Raw genomic sequence first — 15,181 nt, 5'->3', positions numbered from 1 at the left:
GTTGCCGAGAGCGGGACCGGCGCCATCCTGCAGGAAAGGAAAACAAATGAGCGAGCAAGACAAACAGACCTATCCGGTGCTGCCGCTGCGCGACATCGTGGTCTTCCCGCACATGATCGTGCCGTTGTTCGTCGGACGCGAGAAATCCGTCCGCGCGCTGGAAGAGGTCATGGCCGACGACAAGCAGATCCTGCTGTCGTCCCAGATCGACCCCTCGGTGGATGAACCGACGACCGAAGGCATCTACCGCGCCGGCGTGCTGGCGAATGTGCTGCAATTGCTGAAGCTGCCCGACGGCACCGTGAAGGTGCTGGTCGAGGGCAAGGCGCGGGTGCGCATCACCGGTTTCGTGAAGAACGATTCCTTCTTCGAGGCCGAGGCCGAGCGGCTGGAGGAGACGCCGGGCGAGCGGGCCGCGGTCGAGGCGCTGTTGCGCTCGGTTGCCGAGGAGTTCGAGAAATACGCCAAGATCAAGAAGAACATCCCCGAAGAGGCGCTGGCCACCGTCGCGGAAACCCGCGATCCGGCCAAGCTCGCCGACCTCGTGTCGGGGCATCTGGGGATCGAGGTGAGCCAGAAGCAGGAGCTTCTGGAAACGCTCGACGTCGCCGAACGGCTTGAGAAGGTCTACGGCCTGATGCAGGGCGAAATGTCGGTCCTGCAGGTCGAGAAGAAGATCAAGAGCCGCGTGAAAAGCCAGATGGAGCGCACCCAGCGCGAGTACTATCTGAATGAGCAGATGAAGGCCATTCAGAAGGAGCTGGGCGACGGCGAGGATGGCCAGAACGAGATCAACGAACTGGCCGAGAAGATCCGCGCCACGAAGTTTTCCAAGGAAGCCCGCGACAAGGCCGAGGGCGAGCTGAAGAAGCTGAAGTCGATGTCGCCGATGTCGGCCGAGGCCACAGTGGTGCGCAACTACCTCGACTGGCTCCTGAGCCTGCCGTGGGGCGTGAAGTCGCGCGTCAAGAAGGATCTGCGCAAGGCGCAGGAGATCCTCGACGCCGATCACTACGGGCTTGAGAAGGTCAAGGAACGCATCGTTGAATACCTCGCCGTGCAGCAGCGGTCGGCCAAGATGAAGGGCCCGATCCTCTGCCTCGTCGGCCCTCCGGGCGTGGGCAAGACCTCGCTTGGCAAGTCGGTCGCGCGGGCGACGGGGCGGGAGTTCATCCGCATCTCGCTGGGCGGGGTCCGGGACGAGAGCGAGATCCGCGGCCACCGGCGGACCTACATCGGCTCCATGCCCGGCAAGATCATCCAGGCGCTGAAAAAGGCCAAGACCACCAACCCGCTGATCCTGCTCGATGAGATCGACAAGATGGGGCAGGACTTCCGCGGCGACCCGGCGAGTGCCATGCTGGAGGTGCTGGACCCGGAACAGAACAACACGTTCATGGATCACTATCTGGAGGTCGAGTACGACCTTTCGAACGTCATGTTCCTGACCACGGCCAACAGCTACAACATGCCGGGGCCGCTGCTCGACCGGATGGAGATCATCCCGCTTGCGGGCTACACCGAGGATGAGAAGCTGCAGATCGCGCGTCAGCACCTGATCCCGAAGCAGATCCAGAACCACGGCCTGAAGAAGAAGGAGTTCGCGCTGACCGACGCGGCGGTGCAGGAGATGATCCGCACCTACACGCGCGAGGCCGGCGTGCGCAACCTCGAGCGCGAGATCGCCAAGATCGCGCGCAAGGCGCTGACCAAGATCGTCCGCAAGGACGTCGAACGGGTCGAGGTGGTGCCTGCGAACCTTGAGGACTTCCTGGGTGTCAAGCGGTTCCGCTATGGCCTGGCCGAGAAGGAGGATCAGGTGGGCGTCGTGACCGGCCTCGCCTGGACCTCGGTCGGCGGCGATCTCCTCTCGATCGAGGCGCTGCAGCTGCCCGGCAAGGGACGGATGAAGACCACGGGCAAGCTCGGCGAGGTGATGAAGGAATCGATCGACGCCGCGTCGAGCTTCGTCCGCTCGATCAGCCCCGAACTGGGCATCAAGCCGCCGCGGTTCGAGAAGGTGGACATCCACGTCCACGTTCCCGAAGGGGCGACGCCCAAGGACGGGCCTTCGGCCGGCGTGGCGATGGTGACCTCCATCGTCTCGGTGCTGACGCAGATTCCGGTCCGGAAGGACATCGCGATGACCGGCGAGGTCACGCTGCGCGGCAACGTGCTGGCGATCGGCGGGCTGAAGGAAAAGCTGCTCGCGGCCCTTCGCGGCGGCATCAAGACGGTGCTGATCCCAGAAGAGAACGCCAAGGACCTGCCTGAGATCCCCGACAACGTGAAGGCGGGGCTCGAGATCATCCCGGTGTCGCATGTCCGCGAGGTGCTGCGCCTCGCGCTCGTGCGTCAGCCCGAGCCGGTGGAATGGGATGAGGCGGCCGAGGAGGCCGCGGCCAAGGCGGCGCTTGCGGACAAGTCCGACGCGGCCGGCGCCGTCGCACACTGAACGAAGCAGGCGGCCGGGGGCGATTCCCCGGCCGCCTCGCCAGATAGCTGTAGCGGGGGCGGTATCACTCCGCTATCACGGGTGCGATGCCATCCGGAAATCCGCCATGCCCAAGCCCAAAGCTGAAAAGACGCCGCAAAGGAAGCCGGGCGCTGCCAAGCCCCGGCCCGAACCCAAACCGGGCGAGGCCTTGCGCAAGAAGGACCTGATCGACCGCGTTGCCGCGTCGTCGGGGGCCAAGCCCGGAGACGTGAAGAAGGTGGTCGAGGCGACGCTCGCCCTTCTGGCCGAACATCTCGGCCGGGACGAGGACCTGACGCTGCCGCCGCTCGGCAAGCTGACGGTCGCCAAGCGCAAGGAGACAGGCAAGGGTGAAGTGCTGACCTTGAAACTGCGCCGGGGCGGAGCCGGGGCCGGGGCGGGGGCCGGGGCGGGGGGCGGCGCGGAAAAATCCGGCAAGGAGCCTCTTGCGGCGACGGACGAATAGCGTTACCTAGCCGCCCGACGGGTGATTAGCTCAGCGGTAGAGCGCTTCGTTCACATCGAAGATGTCAGCGGTTCAAATCCGTTATCACCCACCATCCTTCCCCAAGCGCGTCCGTCGGGGCGCGTTTCCGTTTTCCAGGGCCGGCAAGGAATGGGCGTTCCGCCGAGTTGCCCTTGCCCCGCCGGCGCTGGCGCGCTATTTCCGGTGCGCCGGGTCGTTAGCTCAGTTGGTAGAGCGCCTCGTTTACACCGAGGATGTCGGGAGTTCGAGTCTCTCACGACCCACCACCGCTTCCGGCGCGGGGGCGCCGATTTCCCGGAAGGGTTGAAGGCCGTGGCGCCCGAACCACTTTCGCCTGAGTGCCTGTTGCGCAGGTGCATCGCGGCCGCAGTGTCGGCGGAAACCTGCCGAAAGACCATTGCCCGCCATCTCTGCGCAAGATTATGACTCGGCCAATCGTCCCGCTGACGTAGCGTCAAGGCCGCGGGCAGGCAGAAATCGTGCGTCATGAACTCCGGCTCCGTTCCGCTCAACCGTGTCCACCTCACCGGCGATGAATTACGCCACATCGGCGAGGCGATCGCCTCGGGCGCGCTCTCCGGCCCCGGAGCCCAGAGCGCCTATTGCGAGGCGGTGATCCGCCGGGCGGTGGGCGCCCCGTGGGCGGCGATCGTGCCCTCGTGCACCGCCGCATTGGAGATGTCGGCAGTCCTTCTCGATCTCGCCCCTGGCGACGAGGTGGTGATGCCGTCCTTCACCTTCGTTTCCACCGCCGCCGCGGTGGTGCTGCGGGGGGCGGTGCCGATCTTCGTCGACGTCGATCCGGTGACCCTCAACATCTGTCCCGAGGCGGCCGCCGCTGCGGTGACGGCACGCACGAGGGCGATCTTCGCGGTGCATTACGCGGGCGTCGTCGCCGACATGGACGCGCTTGCGCGCCTGGCACGTGCACGGGGCCTTGCCCTGGTCGAGGATGCAGCGCAGGCCTACGGGTCGACGCGCGGCGGCCGGCCCGCGGGCAGCTTCGGGACGACCGCCTGCTTCAGCTTCCACGGGACCAAGAACGTCACCTCGGGCGAGGGCGGGGCGCTGGTCGTGAACGACCCGGCCCTGGTCGAGCGCGCCGGCATCCTGCGCGACCGCGGCACCGACCGCGAGCGGTTCCTGCGCGGGCAGGTGAACGCCTATTCCTGGCAGGACCTGGGGTCATCCCAGATCGTGAGCGAGATCACGGCAGCGTTTCTGCGCGCACAGCTTGACCACGCCGACGCGATCCGCGCGGACCGCCTGTCGATCTGGCAGGGCTACGCCGCCGCCCTGACTGAGCCCGCGCGCCAGGGGCATTTCCGCATTCCCGCACCGCCCCCCGAGACCGAACACAACGGGCATATCTTTTTCCTGATGCTGCCCGATGCCCGGTCGCGCCTGAGCCTGGGCGAGCATCTGGCACGTCGGGGGATCGTCGCCGCCCCGCAATATGTGCCGCTTCACTCCTCTCCCGCCGGGCGCCGCTTCGGACGGCCCTCGGGGCCGATGACTGTCACGGACCATGCCGCGGATTGCCTGCTCCGTCTGCCGCTCTGGGTGGGGCTGGGGGGCGATCAGAACCGGGTCATCGACGGCGTGCTGGACTGGTGCGCCGGACGAAGGGAAGCCGCATGAGGGCTCGCGCGGCGCGCCACGGTGTCCCGCCGGCGGGCGGAGGGCGCGTCTGAATGGTCGCGGCCACTGTCGCCGTCATTTGCCACAACCGACCGGAGATCGGCCGGTCGATCGCCGACGGGCTTTCGCAGCGCGGACTTGATGCGCGGGTCCTGCCCGACGGGGCGGAAGGGGCGCTGGCGGCAGATGTGGTCCTTCTCGTCGGCGGGCCGTCGTCGCTGCGCCGCACCATCGGCGCGATCGAGCGGGCGGGGCCCGCGCGGCCCCGCGTCGCGGCCTGGCTTTTCGAGCCGCTGCCGCCGCCCGAGATCACGCTGCCCGAGGTGCGCCGTGCCGTCCGCTACAGCGCGATCCGGACCGGGCGGCGCTGGATGCGGCCGATCATGCGGCTGCTTTCCCGCCCCCATGACAGCGCGCTGGCCCGCCGGCTCGGCCGCGACCTGACCGCCGGCCGGCTGCGCTTTTTCCTCGACACGGCGAGCTTTGCCTTCCGCGGCACCGACCGCGGCTGGCTCGACGCCACCTTCGTCAGCACCCTCCAGAAGCAGCGCCAGCTTGCCGGCTGGGGCATCGCGTCGGAGTTCCTGCCGGTCGGGCAACAACCCGCCTTCGGTCGCGACCTCGGCCTTGCGCGCGACATCGACTTGCTCTTCATCGGCTCGCGGAAGGACGCGCGACGGCGCAGGACGCTGGACGCGATCCTTGCGGCGGCCCGGACGCGCGGGCTGTCGGTCCATGTGCCGGAGGCCCCGATCTGGGGCGAGGATCGGACGCGGCTCGTCAACCGGGCGCGCGTCCTGCTGCACCTGCACCAGTTCGACTGGGACACGCCCTGGATGCGCTGGATGCTGGCGGTTGCGAACGGCGCCGTGGTGGCGGGCGAACCGCTAAGCGTGCCTGAGCCGATGCGCCCCGGCGTCGACTACCTCGAGGCCCCGACCGAAACGCTGGTCGAGGAGATCGCGCGCCTGGTCGCCGACGAGCCGCGCCGCCTGGCGATGCTGGACTCCTGCCGCGCGCGCATCGCCGCGACGATGGCGCAGGAAAGCGCGCTCGACCGCCTGGCGGCGCGGCTGACGGCGCTTGCGGCACCGGGGGGCGGGCGATGAGGCCGGTGCTCGTCCTCGGGACGACCGCCTATGCGGGCGTCTTCATCGACAGTTTCGAGGCGATCCCCGGCCTCAGCTTCGCCGGATGCGTCGAGAACCTGGACCGTGGCCGCTGCGCGGAGCGCATCCTCGGTCTTCCAGTCCACTGGTTCGAGGAGATCGACCACCTCCGCCCGACGCACGACCTGATCTGCGCGCTTGCCACGACACGCCGGCAGGAGTGGGTTGCCGGGATGGAGGCGCGCGGATTCTCCTTCGCGACGCTGGTGCACCCCTCGGCCACCGTGTCGCGGCGCACCGACCTTGGCCCCGGCGTGGCGGTCGATGCGGGCACCGTGATTGCCGGGTTCTCCGAGATCGGGGCGCATGTGCGGATCGGCCGGCGCACCGCGATCGGGCATCACACCACGATCGGGCGGTGCTGCACGATCCACCCCGGCAGCCTCATCTCGGGCAACTGCCGCATCGGCGCCGAGGTTACCATCGGCACCGGCGCGGTGATCATCGACGGGATCGAGGTCGGCGAGGGGGCCGTCATCGCCGCGGGCGCCGTCGTCACCCGCAAGGTCGCGCCCCGCGCGCTGGTCGCCGGCAACCCGGCAACGGTACGCCACCCCGACTACGGTCCGCGATAGGGCGCACCGCGGCCTTTCTGAGCGGCGGGCTGACCGCGTTCGGTCGCGTGTATCCGAGAACACCGCAGGACGACCAGATCTGCTGTCAGGCGGCGCGAGCCTGGTCATGCCTTTGTCCAACCAGACCAACAGCGACCGCGCTTGCGAAGCGAGGCGGTATGGCTGGACCAGTTCGTCGTGTGGTAGCGGGCGGGTATCGGCTTGCTCATGCGCCCAGTCTAACCGCTTGGATTCACGACGTGAATCGTACCTGGTCAGAGTTGCGCAGTAAAGCCGGCTGGGGGCATCAAGCAGAAGGGGATTCCGGCTCGGCCCTTCCGGCTCCCTGAAGGCGCGACATGACCAATGAGCACATGAGGGCCCAGCAGGCACCCAGTGCCCACCCGGCCAGAACGTCGCTCGGCCAATGCACGCCGAGATAGACGCGGCTGACACCGACGAGCAATGTCAGAAATAGCGCCGAGACCAGCATGTAGACCTTGAGTGCGACCGTGCGTTGCGTCCGGGCCACCAGAAACCCGAGGGTCAGATAGACCACGGCTGACATCATTGCATGGCCGCTGGGAAAGCTGTTGGTGAAGACCGCGACCGAGTGAGGCACAAGATCCGGCCGCGGCCGGGCGAAGCCGATCTTGAGCAGGCTCGAAAAGACGACCCCACCCAGCACCGCGACAAGGACCAGCCCCGCTGTCCGCCGCTTCCCCGAAAACAAAAGCCAGGCGACCACTCCAAGGGTGAGTATGGCCAGCACGCCGGTGCTTCCCAGCGCCGTGAAATCCCGGACCAACTCCTGCACCCACAGGGGGCCGATCGGCTGCGACAGGTCGCCGGGCGTGCGCAGGGCAAGCAGGATGGCTTCATCGAATGCGCGGGTCTCGCCCTCCATGACTTCTTCCGCGAGCTTTATGAACACGAACAGCAGAACGGCGCCGACAGCGATCAGTACGGCCAGAAGCCCGTCGATCCCGCGTTTGCGGGAGAATTCCGAAGCGCGCTGCCTAAGGTGTTCGCTCCACGTGGTCATCGATGTGCATCCGGGTTCTGCCGCTGCTCCCGGCGCACAAGACCGTATTCGTGCCAGGCGAGGACCAGGACAACCAGATCGAGGAGGGTGATCGCGACCAGGATGAACGTGAGGTCGAGGCTCATCCGGTAGCCCTGATACAGGATGAAACCGATCATCGCGACGATGAAGGCGGGATAGGCCCAGATGCGCTTCGCCAGCACCGCAGCGATCAGCACCAGCTTGATCAGTCCATGGCTGAACAGATACCAGGCCGCGAAGGACTGGGCATCGGTGGTGAACCCCTCGGCCAACTGTCGCAGGGCGTTCGCGACAAGGTCGCGGGGATCCTCCAACAGTTCGGCTGCGGTCAGCGCGGAGACGATCCGCAGGATGAGGTCGTGGCTGACAAAGGTAAGCGCAAGACCCCCCAGGACTTCCAGCAGACTATGCGCGCCCTTCAGCCAGAGACTGATCTGAAAAACGCGGCGGATCTCGCTTTCCGGCACCCGCATCAGCTTTGTCCGCCCGGATCGGCCGCCGCTGCGTGTGAGCCGCCATTCTCATGCCGGAAGAACGAGGCCTTGGCGATCTCCGTGGCCACGATGTACCCGGCGAGGATCGCCAGCACGACCGCCAGTTCCATGGCCGACAGCGGCACGAAACCGAAAATCGCACTTGCCCAACCCAGGAACGGGATCGCAAGGGTGGCCGCCGCGACAGCAAGGGTGGACCACAGCAGCAAGCCGCTGGGCCGGCTGCGGAAAGCCGGCTTGCGGGTGCGCAGGACCAGAACCACCGCCAGTTCCGTCAGCAGCGAGATCATGAACCACGAGGTCTGGAAGACCGCCTCTCCGGCGTGGAAGACATAGAGCAGCAGGCCGAAGGTCAGCAGGTCGAAGACCGAGCTGATCAGCCCGAAGACGATCATGAACCGCTGGATGTCGTTGACGCCCCACCGCTGCGGCCCGGACACTCGCTCGGGGTCCACCTTGTCGCTGGAGATGGCCAGCGACGGGAGATCGGACAGGAAGTTGTTGAGCAGGATCTGCTTGGCCGCCAGCGGAAGGAATGGAAGGAGCGGTGTGGCCAGCGCCATGCTGATCATGTTGCCGAAATTCGCGCTGGTGGTAATCGAGATGTATTTCAGCGTATTGGCGAATGTGCGCCTGCCGTCCTCGACCCCTTGGCGCAGCACGTCCAGATCGCGGCTGAGCAGGAGGATATCGGCGCTCTCTCGCGCCACGTCCACGGCGCCGGCGACCGATATGCCGACATCGGCAGCGTGAAGCGCCGGTGCATCGTTGATTCCGTCGCCCAGATATCCAACCGAATGGCCGGTGCGTTGCAGCGCGCGGACGATGCGCTCCTTCTGCTGCGGGTCGATCTCGACGAACAGGTCGGTGCGCGGCGCGAGATGCCACAGCGCCTCGTCCTTCATCCCGGCCAATTCCTTGCCTGTCAGCATGGACTTCGCGTCCAGCCCGACAGCCTCGGCCATGTGGGCGGTCACAAGGCGGTTGTCACCGCTGATCACCTTGATGGCGATGCCGAGCCGGGCGAGGTTCCCTATCGTTTCCCGCGCTTCGGGCTTCGGCGGATCGAGGAACACGAGGAAGCCGCGAAACACCATGTCGCGTTCGTCCTCGCGGTCGTAGTCGGACTGGGCGATGACCCGGCGTGCCGCCAGCGCAAGGACGCGGAAACCCTCCGCGCCCCTGGCGTTGAACACGGCCTCGAGGTCTGCGCGCGCGGCCTCATCCAGCGGCGCCTCGGCGCCATCACGCTCGAATGCGGTGCAACTGGCCAGCACCTCGGCGAACGCCCCCTTGGTGACGATCAGGTGATGTCCGGGGTCGGCGCTGTCGGCCACCACGATGGTCAGGCGCCGGCGCACGAAGTCGTAGGGGATCTCGTCGATCTTGGTCAGACCCACAGTGGTCAGCCCGGCAGCTGCACCAGCCGCGACGATGGCGGCATCGAGCGGATTCTCGATCCCGGTTTCCAGTTCGGCGTTCACAAACGCTAGCCGCCGCACCTCGTCTGATGGCCGGGCGCTCGCATCCAGAACTTCGCTCAGCACGATGGTGCCTTCGGTCAGCGTGCCGGTCTTGTCGGTGCACAGGATGTTCATGCTGCCGAGGTTCTCGATGGCATCCAGCCGCTGTACGATCACGCCGCGCTTGCTCATGGCGCGCGCGCCCGCAGACAGCGTGACGCTGATGATCGCCGGTAGGAGCTCGGGCGACAGGCCCACCGCGAGGGCCGCGGCAAAGAGCAGCGACTCGATCACCGGGCGATCCAGCAACAGGTTCACCGTCAGCACGAACAGGACGATGACGACCATCACGCGGATCAGCAGATAGCCGAACTGCCGCACGCCGCGCGCAAAGTCGGTTTCGGGCTGGCGCGCGCGAAGCTTCGCTGCAATGGCGCCGAATTCCGTTCGCCGCCCGGTCCGGACCACCATGACCTTCGCCGTGCCGCTACGCACCGACGCGCCCAGGAGGACGGTGTTGGTCCGTGCGGCAAGCGGGGCATCCGGGGCGACGATGCCGGGGCGCTTCTCGACCGGAAAGGATTCGCCCGTAATGCTGGCCTCGGTGACGAGGAAATCCTGCGCCTCGAGGATGATTCCGTCGGCCGGGATCAGATTTCCGGCAGACAGAAGGAGGACGTCGCCAGGAACGATCTGCGTCACCGGCAGCACCTGCTCCACCCCGTCGCGCAGCACGCGCGCCTTCAGCGCGAGGCGCTTCTTTAGTTCCTCGACCGCCGTAGAGGCGCGGTATTCCTGATAGAAACTGAGAAGCGAACTGCCCAGCACGATGGTCAGGATGATCCCGGCATCGACCCATTGCTGAAGGACAAGGGATACGGTTGCCGCGAAGGCCAGGATCAGGACGAGCGGGCTTTCGAACTGCCGCAGCAGAAGGCGCAGTGCGCTCAGGCGCGGCGCATCCTCGACACTGTTGGGGCCCACGGTTGCAAGCTGCGAGGCCGCTTCTTCCGAGCCGAGTCCCTCCGGTCCCGCACCCAGAGATGCCGCCAGCGCGGCAGCATCCTCGCTCCAGTAGCGCACATCAGGGGGAACGTTGGCCATGCACGCTCCCCGGCATCAAGGACGGGGCGCTGCAATGCGCCGACCTCATCATGCCACAGTTCCGAAAACCGCCCCGATCCCGGCGGTCAGCGCCATCGCCAGCGCCCCCCAGAAGGTCACGCGCAGCGTCGCCTTCGTCACGTTCGCGCCGCCCGCCCGGGCACCGACCGCGCCAAGCAGCGCAAGAAACAGCAGCGAAGCGATCGAGACACCCGCGACAAGCGCTTCGCTCGGCATCATCAGCACCATCGCCAGCGGAAGCGCGGCGCCCACCGCAAAGGTCGCGGCCGAGGTCAGCGCGGCCTGAATCGGGCGCGCTGTCGTCACCTCGGAGATGCCCAGCTCATCGCGGGCATGGGCGCCGAGTGCGTCCTTCGCCATCAGCTGATCGGCCACCTGATGCGCAAGCTCGGGCGCGACGCCGCGATCGATATAGATCTTGGCAAGTTCCTCGCGCTCGAACGCGGGCTGGCCAGCCAACTCCGCCCGCTCCCGCGCCAGGTCTGCCTGTTCGGTGTCGGACTGCGAACTGACCGAGACATACTCGCCGGCCGCCATCGACATCGCGCCCGCCACGAGCCCGGCCACGCCAGCCACCAGCACCTCGGAGGTCGCGGCCGAAGCTGCCGCGACGCCGACGATCAGGCTGGCGGTCGAGACGATGCCATCATTGGCACCCAGCACGGCCGCCCGCAGCCAGCCGATGCGGGAGACGAGGTGGGACTCCGGATGAGTGTGAAGGCGTGACATGTCAGATCCGATCCTGGGCTCGGCACAAGTTCACGAAGATGGTTTGAACTGGTGCCCTTGCCAATTTCATGCGCGAGCCGACTCGTCAGATCGTCCCGATCGATTTGATAATTGTAGATGATCCGAATGAACAAAGGGAATATCTCGGGTATAGACATTGACCTTGGACAAGGGCCACGTGGTGCCTGATGGAAAATGCGCTGAGCCTTGGCCCTCCAGTACTGAATCTCGTCATCGCATTTGCAGTTGGCGCTCTGATCGGCGCGGAACGAGAGCGGCGAAAGGGCGAGGGGCCAACGCGATCCCCCGCAGGCATACGGACGTTCACGATCACTTCGATTGCTGGTGCCATTGCGTTCAGTGTCGGTGGGGCTGTCCTGCTTGCAGTCCTGACGGCTTGCGTTGCCGTGTTGGTGGCTGTGTCCTACTGGCGCAGCCAAGATCAGGATCCGGGCCTGACTACGGAGATCGTTCTCGTCCTGACGGCACTGCTGGGCGGCATGTGCATGCAAGCGCCTCAGACGGCTGCCGCTGTTGCCGTAGCGGTGACGGTGCTGCTTTACGCGAAGGCCTGGTTGCACAACCTTGTCATCGCCGCGATCTCAAAAGACGAACTGGATGACGCGCTGATCTTTGCCGCCGCGACACTTGTTGTTCTGCCTCTGGTGCCGAACAGCCCGATGGGACCTTATCTGGCGCTCAACCCTCGCTCGCTCTGGATCGTGATCGTGCTGGTCATGGCCATCAGTGCCGCAGGCTATGTGGCAGTGCGACTGTTCGGTGCGCGGTTCGGATTGCCGCTCGCAGGGGCCATATCCGGCTTCATCTCCAGCACTTCAACGATCGGGGCGATGGGCTCGCGGGCGAGCAGGTCCAGCGATCTCATGGCGGCATGTGTCGCCGGTGCCGTCTTGTCGACCGTGGCCACGATTGCCCAGATGGCAGTGGTCGTTGGCGCCACCAGCATTGCAACCCTCTCCAACTTGTCGGGACCCCTCCTGCTTGCCGGGGGCACCGCCCTTGCCTACGGGGCCGCCTTCACGCTCCTGGCCGCGCGCATCCCAGGCAATGATACCTTGCCGACCGGCGGAGTTTTCAGCCTGAAGACAGCGCTGGCCTTTGGCTCGATCCTTGCGGTCATCCTGGTCATCTCGGCAGGCCTGCAAGATCGGTTCGGCAACGACGGTGTTCTGCTCGCGGCCGTGGTTGCCGGACTGGTCGACACTCATGCGGCAGCCATCTCGGTGGCGTCGCTGGTGGCGTCGGGGAAAGTCCTGCCCCAGGACGCTGTCCTTCCGATAATCGCGGGCCTGACCTCCAACACGCTGAGCAAGATCATCATGGCCGTGACCGCTGGCGGATGGGCATTCGCCCTTCGCGTTGTGCCCGGTCTGGTCCTTGTTGCGCTGGCCGCCTGGGCCGGCACCTTTGCCGCACTGCTCTGGTACTGATCCGGCTGTCCGACCTGCTACCCAGGGCCGGACCAGCCTGACGGCCATTCCCGGCCATCATTCGGCGTGCGCGGGTCATGCGCCGCCAGCCGGTTCGTGAGTTCTTGTGCGGGGATATTGCCGCTAGGCCGGAACCGAGGCAGACCTGCGTTTCACCCTTTGAAAGGTGACAGGCAGTTTCCTGGATGAGATCACGGGCGGTGACAGGGATCTTCGGGCCTACCTCGCCCGGCTTGTGGACTATTGCCTGACGGGCTCGACCAGCGAGCAGGACTATGTCTTCCTCCATGGCCACGGTGCCAAGGGGAAGTCGGTGTTGGTCCAGGCCGTCGCGGGTGTCACGTGACCGGCCGATCACCGGAACGCGGTTGCGGCGCGAGTGGCATGGCGTCGAACGGATCGTCACCGTCGCTGCCGACGGCTTTGATAGGCAAGGGCGGCTTCAAAAGTCGCTGTCGGGCATCGCCCGTACGATCACCGGCAAGCGCTGGAATGGCTGGATTTTCTTTGGGTTAAGGCGCGGTGGCCGCAGGACAGCGGCGGGTCCAGCTGACGGAACGAATCCGCGCAAGGCAGCGTCTGGTCTGTTACAGTTTTCTTATTGGGCAGCCCCATCGGTGAACATTCAACGTCAGGCCGTGACGCTTATGACAGCCACTCATCCTCCACCTGCTGAACTGGCCGAGTTGGCTGATGGCAGATGGTATCACTGCATGACGCCCGAACTGGAGGCGCTGCGGAACAGCGCACGACAAGCCTGCTGGCGGCACAACAGCATGGACCCTGCGCTGCGGGGCGGTTGCGCCCCAGAGCTTGTTGCGATCTTCGCCTCTTTCGGTAAGGGCGTTTTCATCGAGGCGCCGTTCCACGTTGCTTACGGCCGAAACCTTGTGCTTGGCGACGGGGTCTACATGAACGCGGGTTGCGTCGTTCTTGACACCGCGCCCGTTCGGATCGGGCGGCGCACGATGCTTGGCCCGGCCGTGCATATCTATTGCGCTGACCATGCACACGGGCCAGAAGAGCGACGCCGCGGCTTTGAGCGCGCACTGCCGGTGAACATCGGCGAGGACGTCTGGATCGGCGGCGGTGCCATCCTTCTGCCGGGCGTAACCGTGGGGGACGGCGCGCTCATCGGGGCGGGATCGGTTGTTACGCGCGACGTGGCATCCGGCGCGCGCGTGGCGGGAAATCCTGCGCGGCAAATCTGAGGCGCGCAGGTTTCGGTGATGACGGTGATCCGCGCAGCCGGGAACCACGCCATCTGGCCTGTGGAGACCCATCAACTATTTGCTGCGGCCTCGAAGGCTGGAAGGCTCGCCTCGATCATTTCGGCGGTGGCGGTAAGGCTGATGCGGAAATACGCGGGCCGATCGAAAAGCGTTCCTGGCATGATGAACACACCCTGTTGGGCCAGCCGCCGGGTGAAAGTGAGAGAATCCCCACCCGGCGCGCGGCCCCAGAGGTAGAAGGTGCCTTGAGGATGCGTCATGGCATAGCCCCATTGCGTCAGCGCCGCGTGGAGCCGGTCGCGCTTGTGTTGCAACGCGCGGATGTCGATGCCAATCGTCTCCAGATCGCCGACGGCATACTGCAATGGCGCATCGGGAAAGCTCCAGCCGCCCCCGATCTGCGATGTCAACGCCGCCGCGCGCAGGGCTTTCCGGTCTGCTTCGGGCATTTCGGAGCTGAACGCGAGATAACCGATCCGCAGGCCCGGAGCGAGAAGGACCTTGCCGTAGCTATAGTCGATCAATGTGTGAGGATAGACGGCAGCAGGACTGGTAAACGCCGCGTTGTCAAAGCGAATGCGGCGGTAGGGTTCGTCGGACAGGATGAAGATCGGGCGCGCGAGTTCGGCAGATTTTCGTGTGAGCATATCCGCCAGTTCGGTCAATCGGGCGCGGCTGTAGATCACCCCGGTGGGGTTGTGGGGTGTGTTGACCACGACGATGCGCGTGCGCGGCGTGATAGCAGCCTCGATGGCGGCAACATCCAGATCGAAGCTGCCCTCGGAGAGCGGCACCGGCACAGGCACTGAATTTCGGGCGCGCAGCATGCTGGCGTAGCAGAACCAGCCCGGCAGTGGGATGATACATTCGTCACCAATATCCAGCAGCAATGAGAATGCCAAAGCGATGGCCCCGAAGGCGCCTTGGGTCATGGCGACATCCTCAGAGCGGAACGGCAGGCCAAGCTCGGCAGAAAGCGTTGCTGCGATCACCGAGCGGGGCTGCAACTCGCTGGTCTTGTAGGCAAACCAGTCCGGGGATTGCGGTTCCATCCGCGCCTTGATCGCCGAAACCAAAGCCGGCAACGGCATTTCATGTGGATTGCCGAAGGTGAGGTCGGCGCGCACCTTCATGTCGTCGACGCCCGCGCGGTAGCCCATGAAGAAATTGAAGACAGTATCGATGGCGCCAGAAGTCGCCACCGCGCGTGCAGAAAGCATGCTCATGAAACACCCCTATGTTCCTTTAACCCGTGCGAGGATTTCAGCCGAAAGGCCGCAGAGGGCGCATATGT

13 protein-coding genes, 2 tRNA genes and 2 pseudogenes are annotated in these 15,181 nt (G+C 65.8%); 11 read left to right on the top strand and 6 right to left on the bottom strand.

Annotation, left to right across the window (positions count from 1 at the left end; translation table 11 throughout):
* The first annotated feature begins 46 nt into the window (after nucleotides 1-46).
* The 7 genes from lon to N5I32_RS05550 all read left to right on the top strand — a co-directional run bounded on the left by lon (nucleotide 47) and on the right by N5I32_RS05550 (nucleotide 6,348).
* Nucleotides 47-2,455 carry an endopeptidase La gene (gene lon, locus N5I32_RS05580; protein ID WP_261494403.1) on the top strand — a complete coding sequence of 803 codons (2,409 nt, stop codon included), beginning with the start codon at nucleotides 47-49 and terminating at the stop codon, nucleotides 2,453-2,455.
* Nucleotides 2,456-2,561: 106 nt separating this feature from the next.
* Nucleotides 2,562-2,942 (top strand): HU family DNA-binding protein, encoded by a 381-nt coding sequence (locus N5I32_RS05575; RefSeq protein ID WP_261494402.1) that lies wholly within the window; start codon nucleotides 2,562-2,564, stop codon nucleotides 2,940-2,942.
* A 19-nt stretch (nucleotides 2,943-2,961) separates the two neighbouring features.
* A tRNA-Val gene (locus tag N5I32_RS05570) sits at nucleotides 2,962-3,036 on the top strand.
* A 117-nt stretch (nucleotides 3,037-3,153) separates the two neighbouring features.
* Nucleotides 3,154-3,229: transfer RNA gene (locus N5I32_RS05565), tRNA-Val, on the top strand.
* A gap of 220 nt (nucleotides 3,230-3,449) precedes the next feature.
* Complete coding sequence (gene rffA / locus N5I32_RS05560) at nucleotides 3,450-4,604, top strand: dTDP-4-amino-4,6-dideoxygalactose transaminase (protein ID WP_261494401.1); 1,155 nt, start codon at nucleotides 3,450-3,452, stop codon at nucleotides 4,602-4,604.
* A gap of 53 nt (nucleotides 4,605-4,657) precedes the next feature.
* Complete coding sequence (locus N5I32_RS05555; RefSeq protein ID WP_261494400.1) at nucleotides 4,658-5,713, top strand: glycosyltransferase family protein; 1,056 nt, start codon at nucleotides 4,658-4,660, stop codon at nucleotides 5,711-5,713.
* On the top strand, nucleotides 5,710-6,348 hold the full coding sequence (locus N5I32_RS05550) for an acetyltransferase (RefSeq protein ID WP_261494399.1): 639 nt from the start codon (nucleotides 5,710-5,712) through the stop codon (nucleotides 6,346-6,348). The genes N5I32_RS05555 and N5I32_RS05550 overlap by 4 nt, the downstream gene beginning before the upstream one ends.
* A gap of 51 nt (nucleotides 6,349-6,399) precedes the next feature.
* On the opposite strand, the pseudogene N5I32_RS05545 reads toward N5I32_RS05550, so the two are convergent.
* The 5 genes and pseudogenes from N5I32_RS05545 to N5I32_RS05525 form a co-directional block, all read right to left on the bottom strand.
* Nucleotides 6,400-6,557 (bottom strand): annotated as a pseudogene (locus N5I32_RS05545) (IS5/IS1182 family transposase); the annotation flags it as partial.
* Nucleotides 6,558-6,634: 77 nt separating this feature from the next.
* A complete protein-coding gene (locus N5I32_RS05540) occupies nucleotides 6,635-7,372 on the bottom strand; it encodes a phosphatase PAP2 family protein (protein WP_261494398.1) in 738 nt (245 codons plus the stop codon).
* Nucleotides 7,369-7,866: a DUF2127 domain-containing protein gene (locus N5I32_RS05535; protein ID WP_261494397.1), complete on the bottom strand. Its 498-nt coding sequence runs from the start codon at nucleotides 7,864-7,866 to the stop codon at nucleotides 7,369-7,371. Before N5I32_RS05535 ends, N5I32_RS05540 begins: the two co-directional genes overlap by 4 nt.
* Nucleotides 7,866-10,454 carry a magnesium-translocating P-type ATPase gene (gene mgtA, locus N5I32_RS05530; RefSeq protein ID WP_261494396.1) on the bottom strand — a complete coding sequence of 863 codons (2,589 nt, stop codon included), beginning with the start codon at nucleotides 10,452-10,454 and terminating at the stop codon, nucleotides 7,866-7,868. Before mgtA ends, N5I32_RS05535 begins: the two co-directional genes overlap by 1 nt.
* Before the next feature lie 48 nt (nucleotides 10,455-10,502).
* Nucleotides 10,503-11,204, bottom strand: a complete 702-nt coding sequence (locus tag N5I32_RS05525; protein WP_261494395.1) for a VIT1/CCC1 transporter family protein — start codon at nucleotides 11,202-11,204, stop codon at nucleotides 10,503-10,505.
* A 188-nt stretch (nucleotides 11,205-11,392) separates the two neighbouring features.
* On the opposite strand from N5I32_RS05525, the gene N5I32_RS05520 reads away from it, so the two are divergent.
* From N5I32_RS05520 to N5I32_RS05505, 4 genes and pseudogenes are all read left to right on the top strand, one after another.
* Nucleotides 11,393-12,655, top strand: coding sequence for an MgtC/SapB family protein (locus N5I32_RS05520; RefSeq protein WP_261494394.1), 1,263 nt, complete (start codon nucleotides 11,393-11,395; stop codon nucleotides 12,653-12,655).
* A 166-nt stretch (nucleotides 12,656-12,821) separates the two neighbouring features.
* Nucleotides 12,822-13,001 carry a hypothetical protein gene (locus N5I32_RS05515; RefSeq protein WP_261496022.1) on the top strand — a complete coding sequence of 60 codons (180 nt, stop codon included), beginning with the start codon at nucleotides 12,822-12,824 and terminating at the stop codon, nucleotides 12,999-13,001.
* Nucleotides 12,979-13,191 (top strand): annotated as a pseudogene (locus N5I32_RS05510) (DUF2924 domain-containing protein); the annotation flags it as partial. The gene N5I32_RS05515 and the pseudogene N5I32_RS05510, both read left to right, overlap by 23 nt.
* 111 nt (nucleotides 13,192-13,302) lie before the next feature.
* Nucleotides 13,303-13,866 carry a sugar O-acetyltransferase gene (locus N5I32_RS05505; RefSeq protein WP_261495937.1) on the top strand — a complete coding sequence of 188 codons (564 nt, stop codon included), beginning with the start codon at nucleotides 13,303-13,305 and terminating at the stop codon, nucleotides 13,864-13,866.
* A gap of 71 nt (nucleotides 13,867-13,937) precedes the next feature.
* Here N5I32_RS05505 and N5I32_RS05500 read toward each other — a convergent pair whose 3' ends face one another.
* Nucleotides 13,938-15,113 (bottom strand): aminotransferase class I/II-fold pyridoxal phosphate-dependent enzyme, encoded by a 1,176-nt coding sequence (locus N5I32_RS05500; RefSeq protein ID WP_261494393.1) that lies wholly within the window; start codon nucleotides 15,111-15,113, stop codon nucleotides 13,938-13,940.
* Nucleotides 15,114-15,181: the final 68 nt, after the last annotated feature.

The sequence above is a fragment of the Albidovulum sediminis genome (genome assembly GCF_025380365.1).
GTDB classification, from domain to species: Bacteria; Pseudomonadota; Alphaproteobacteria; order Rhodobacterales; family Rhodobacteraceae; genus Albidovulum; species Albidovulum sediminis.
This window is presented reverse-complemented; position numbering and strand designations above follow the sequence as displayed.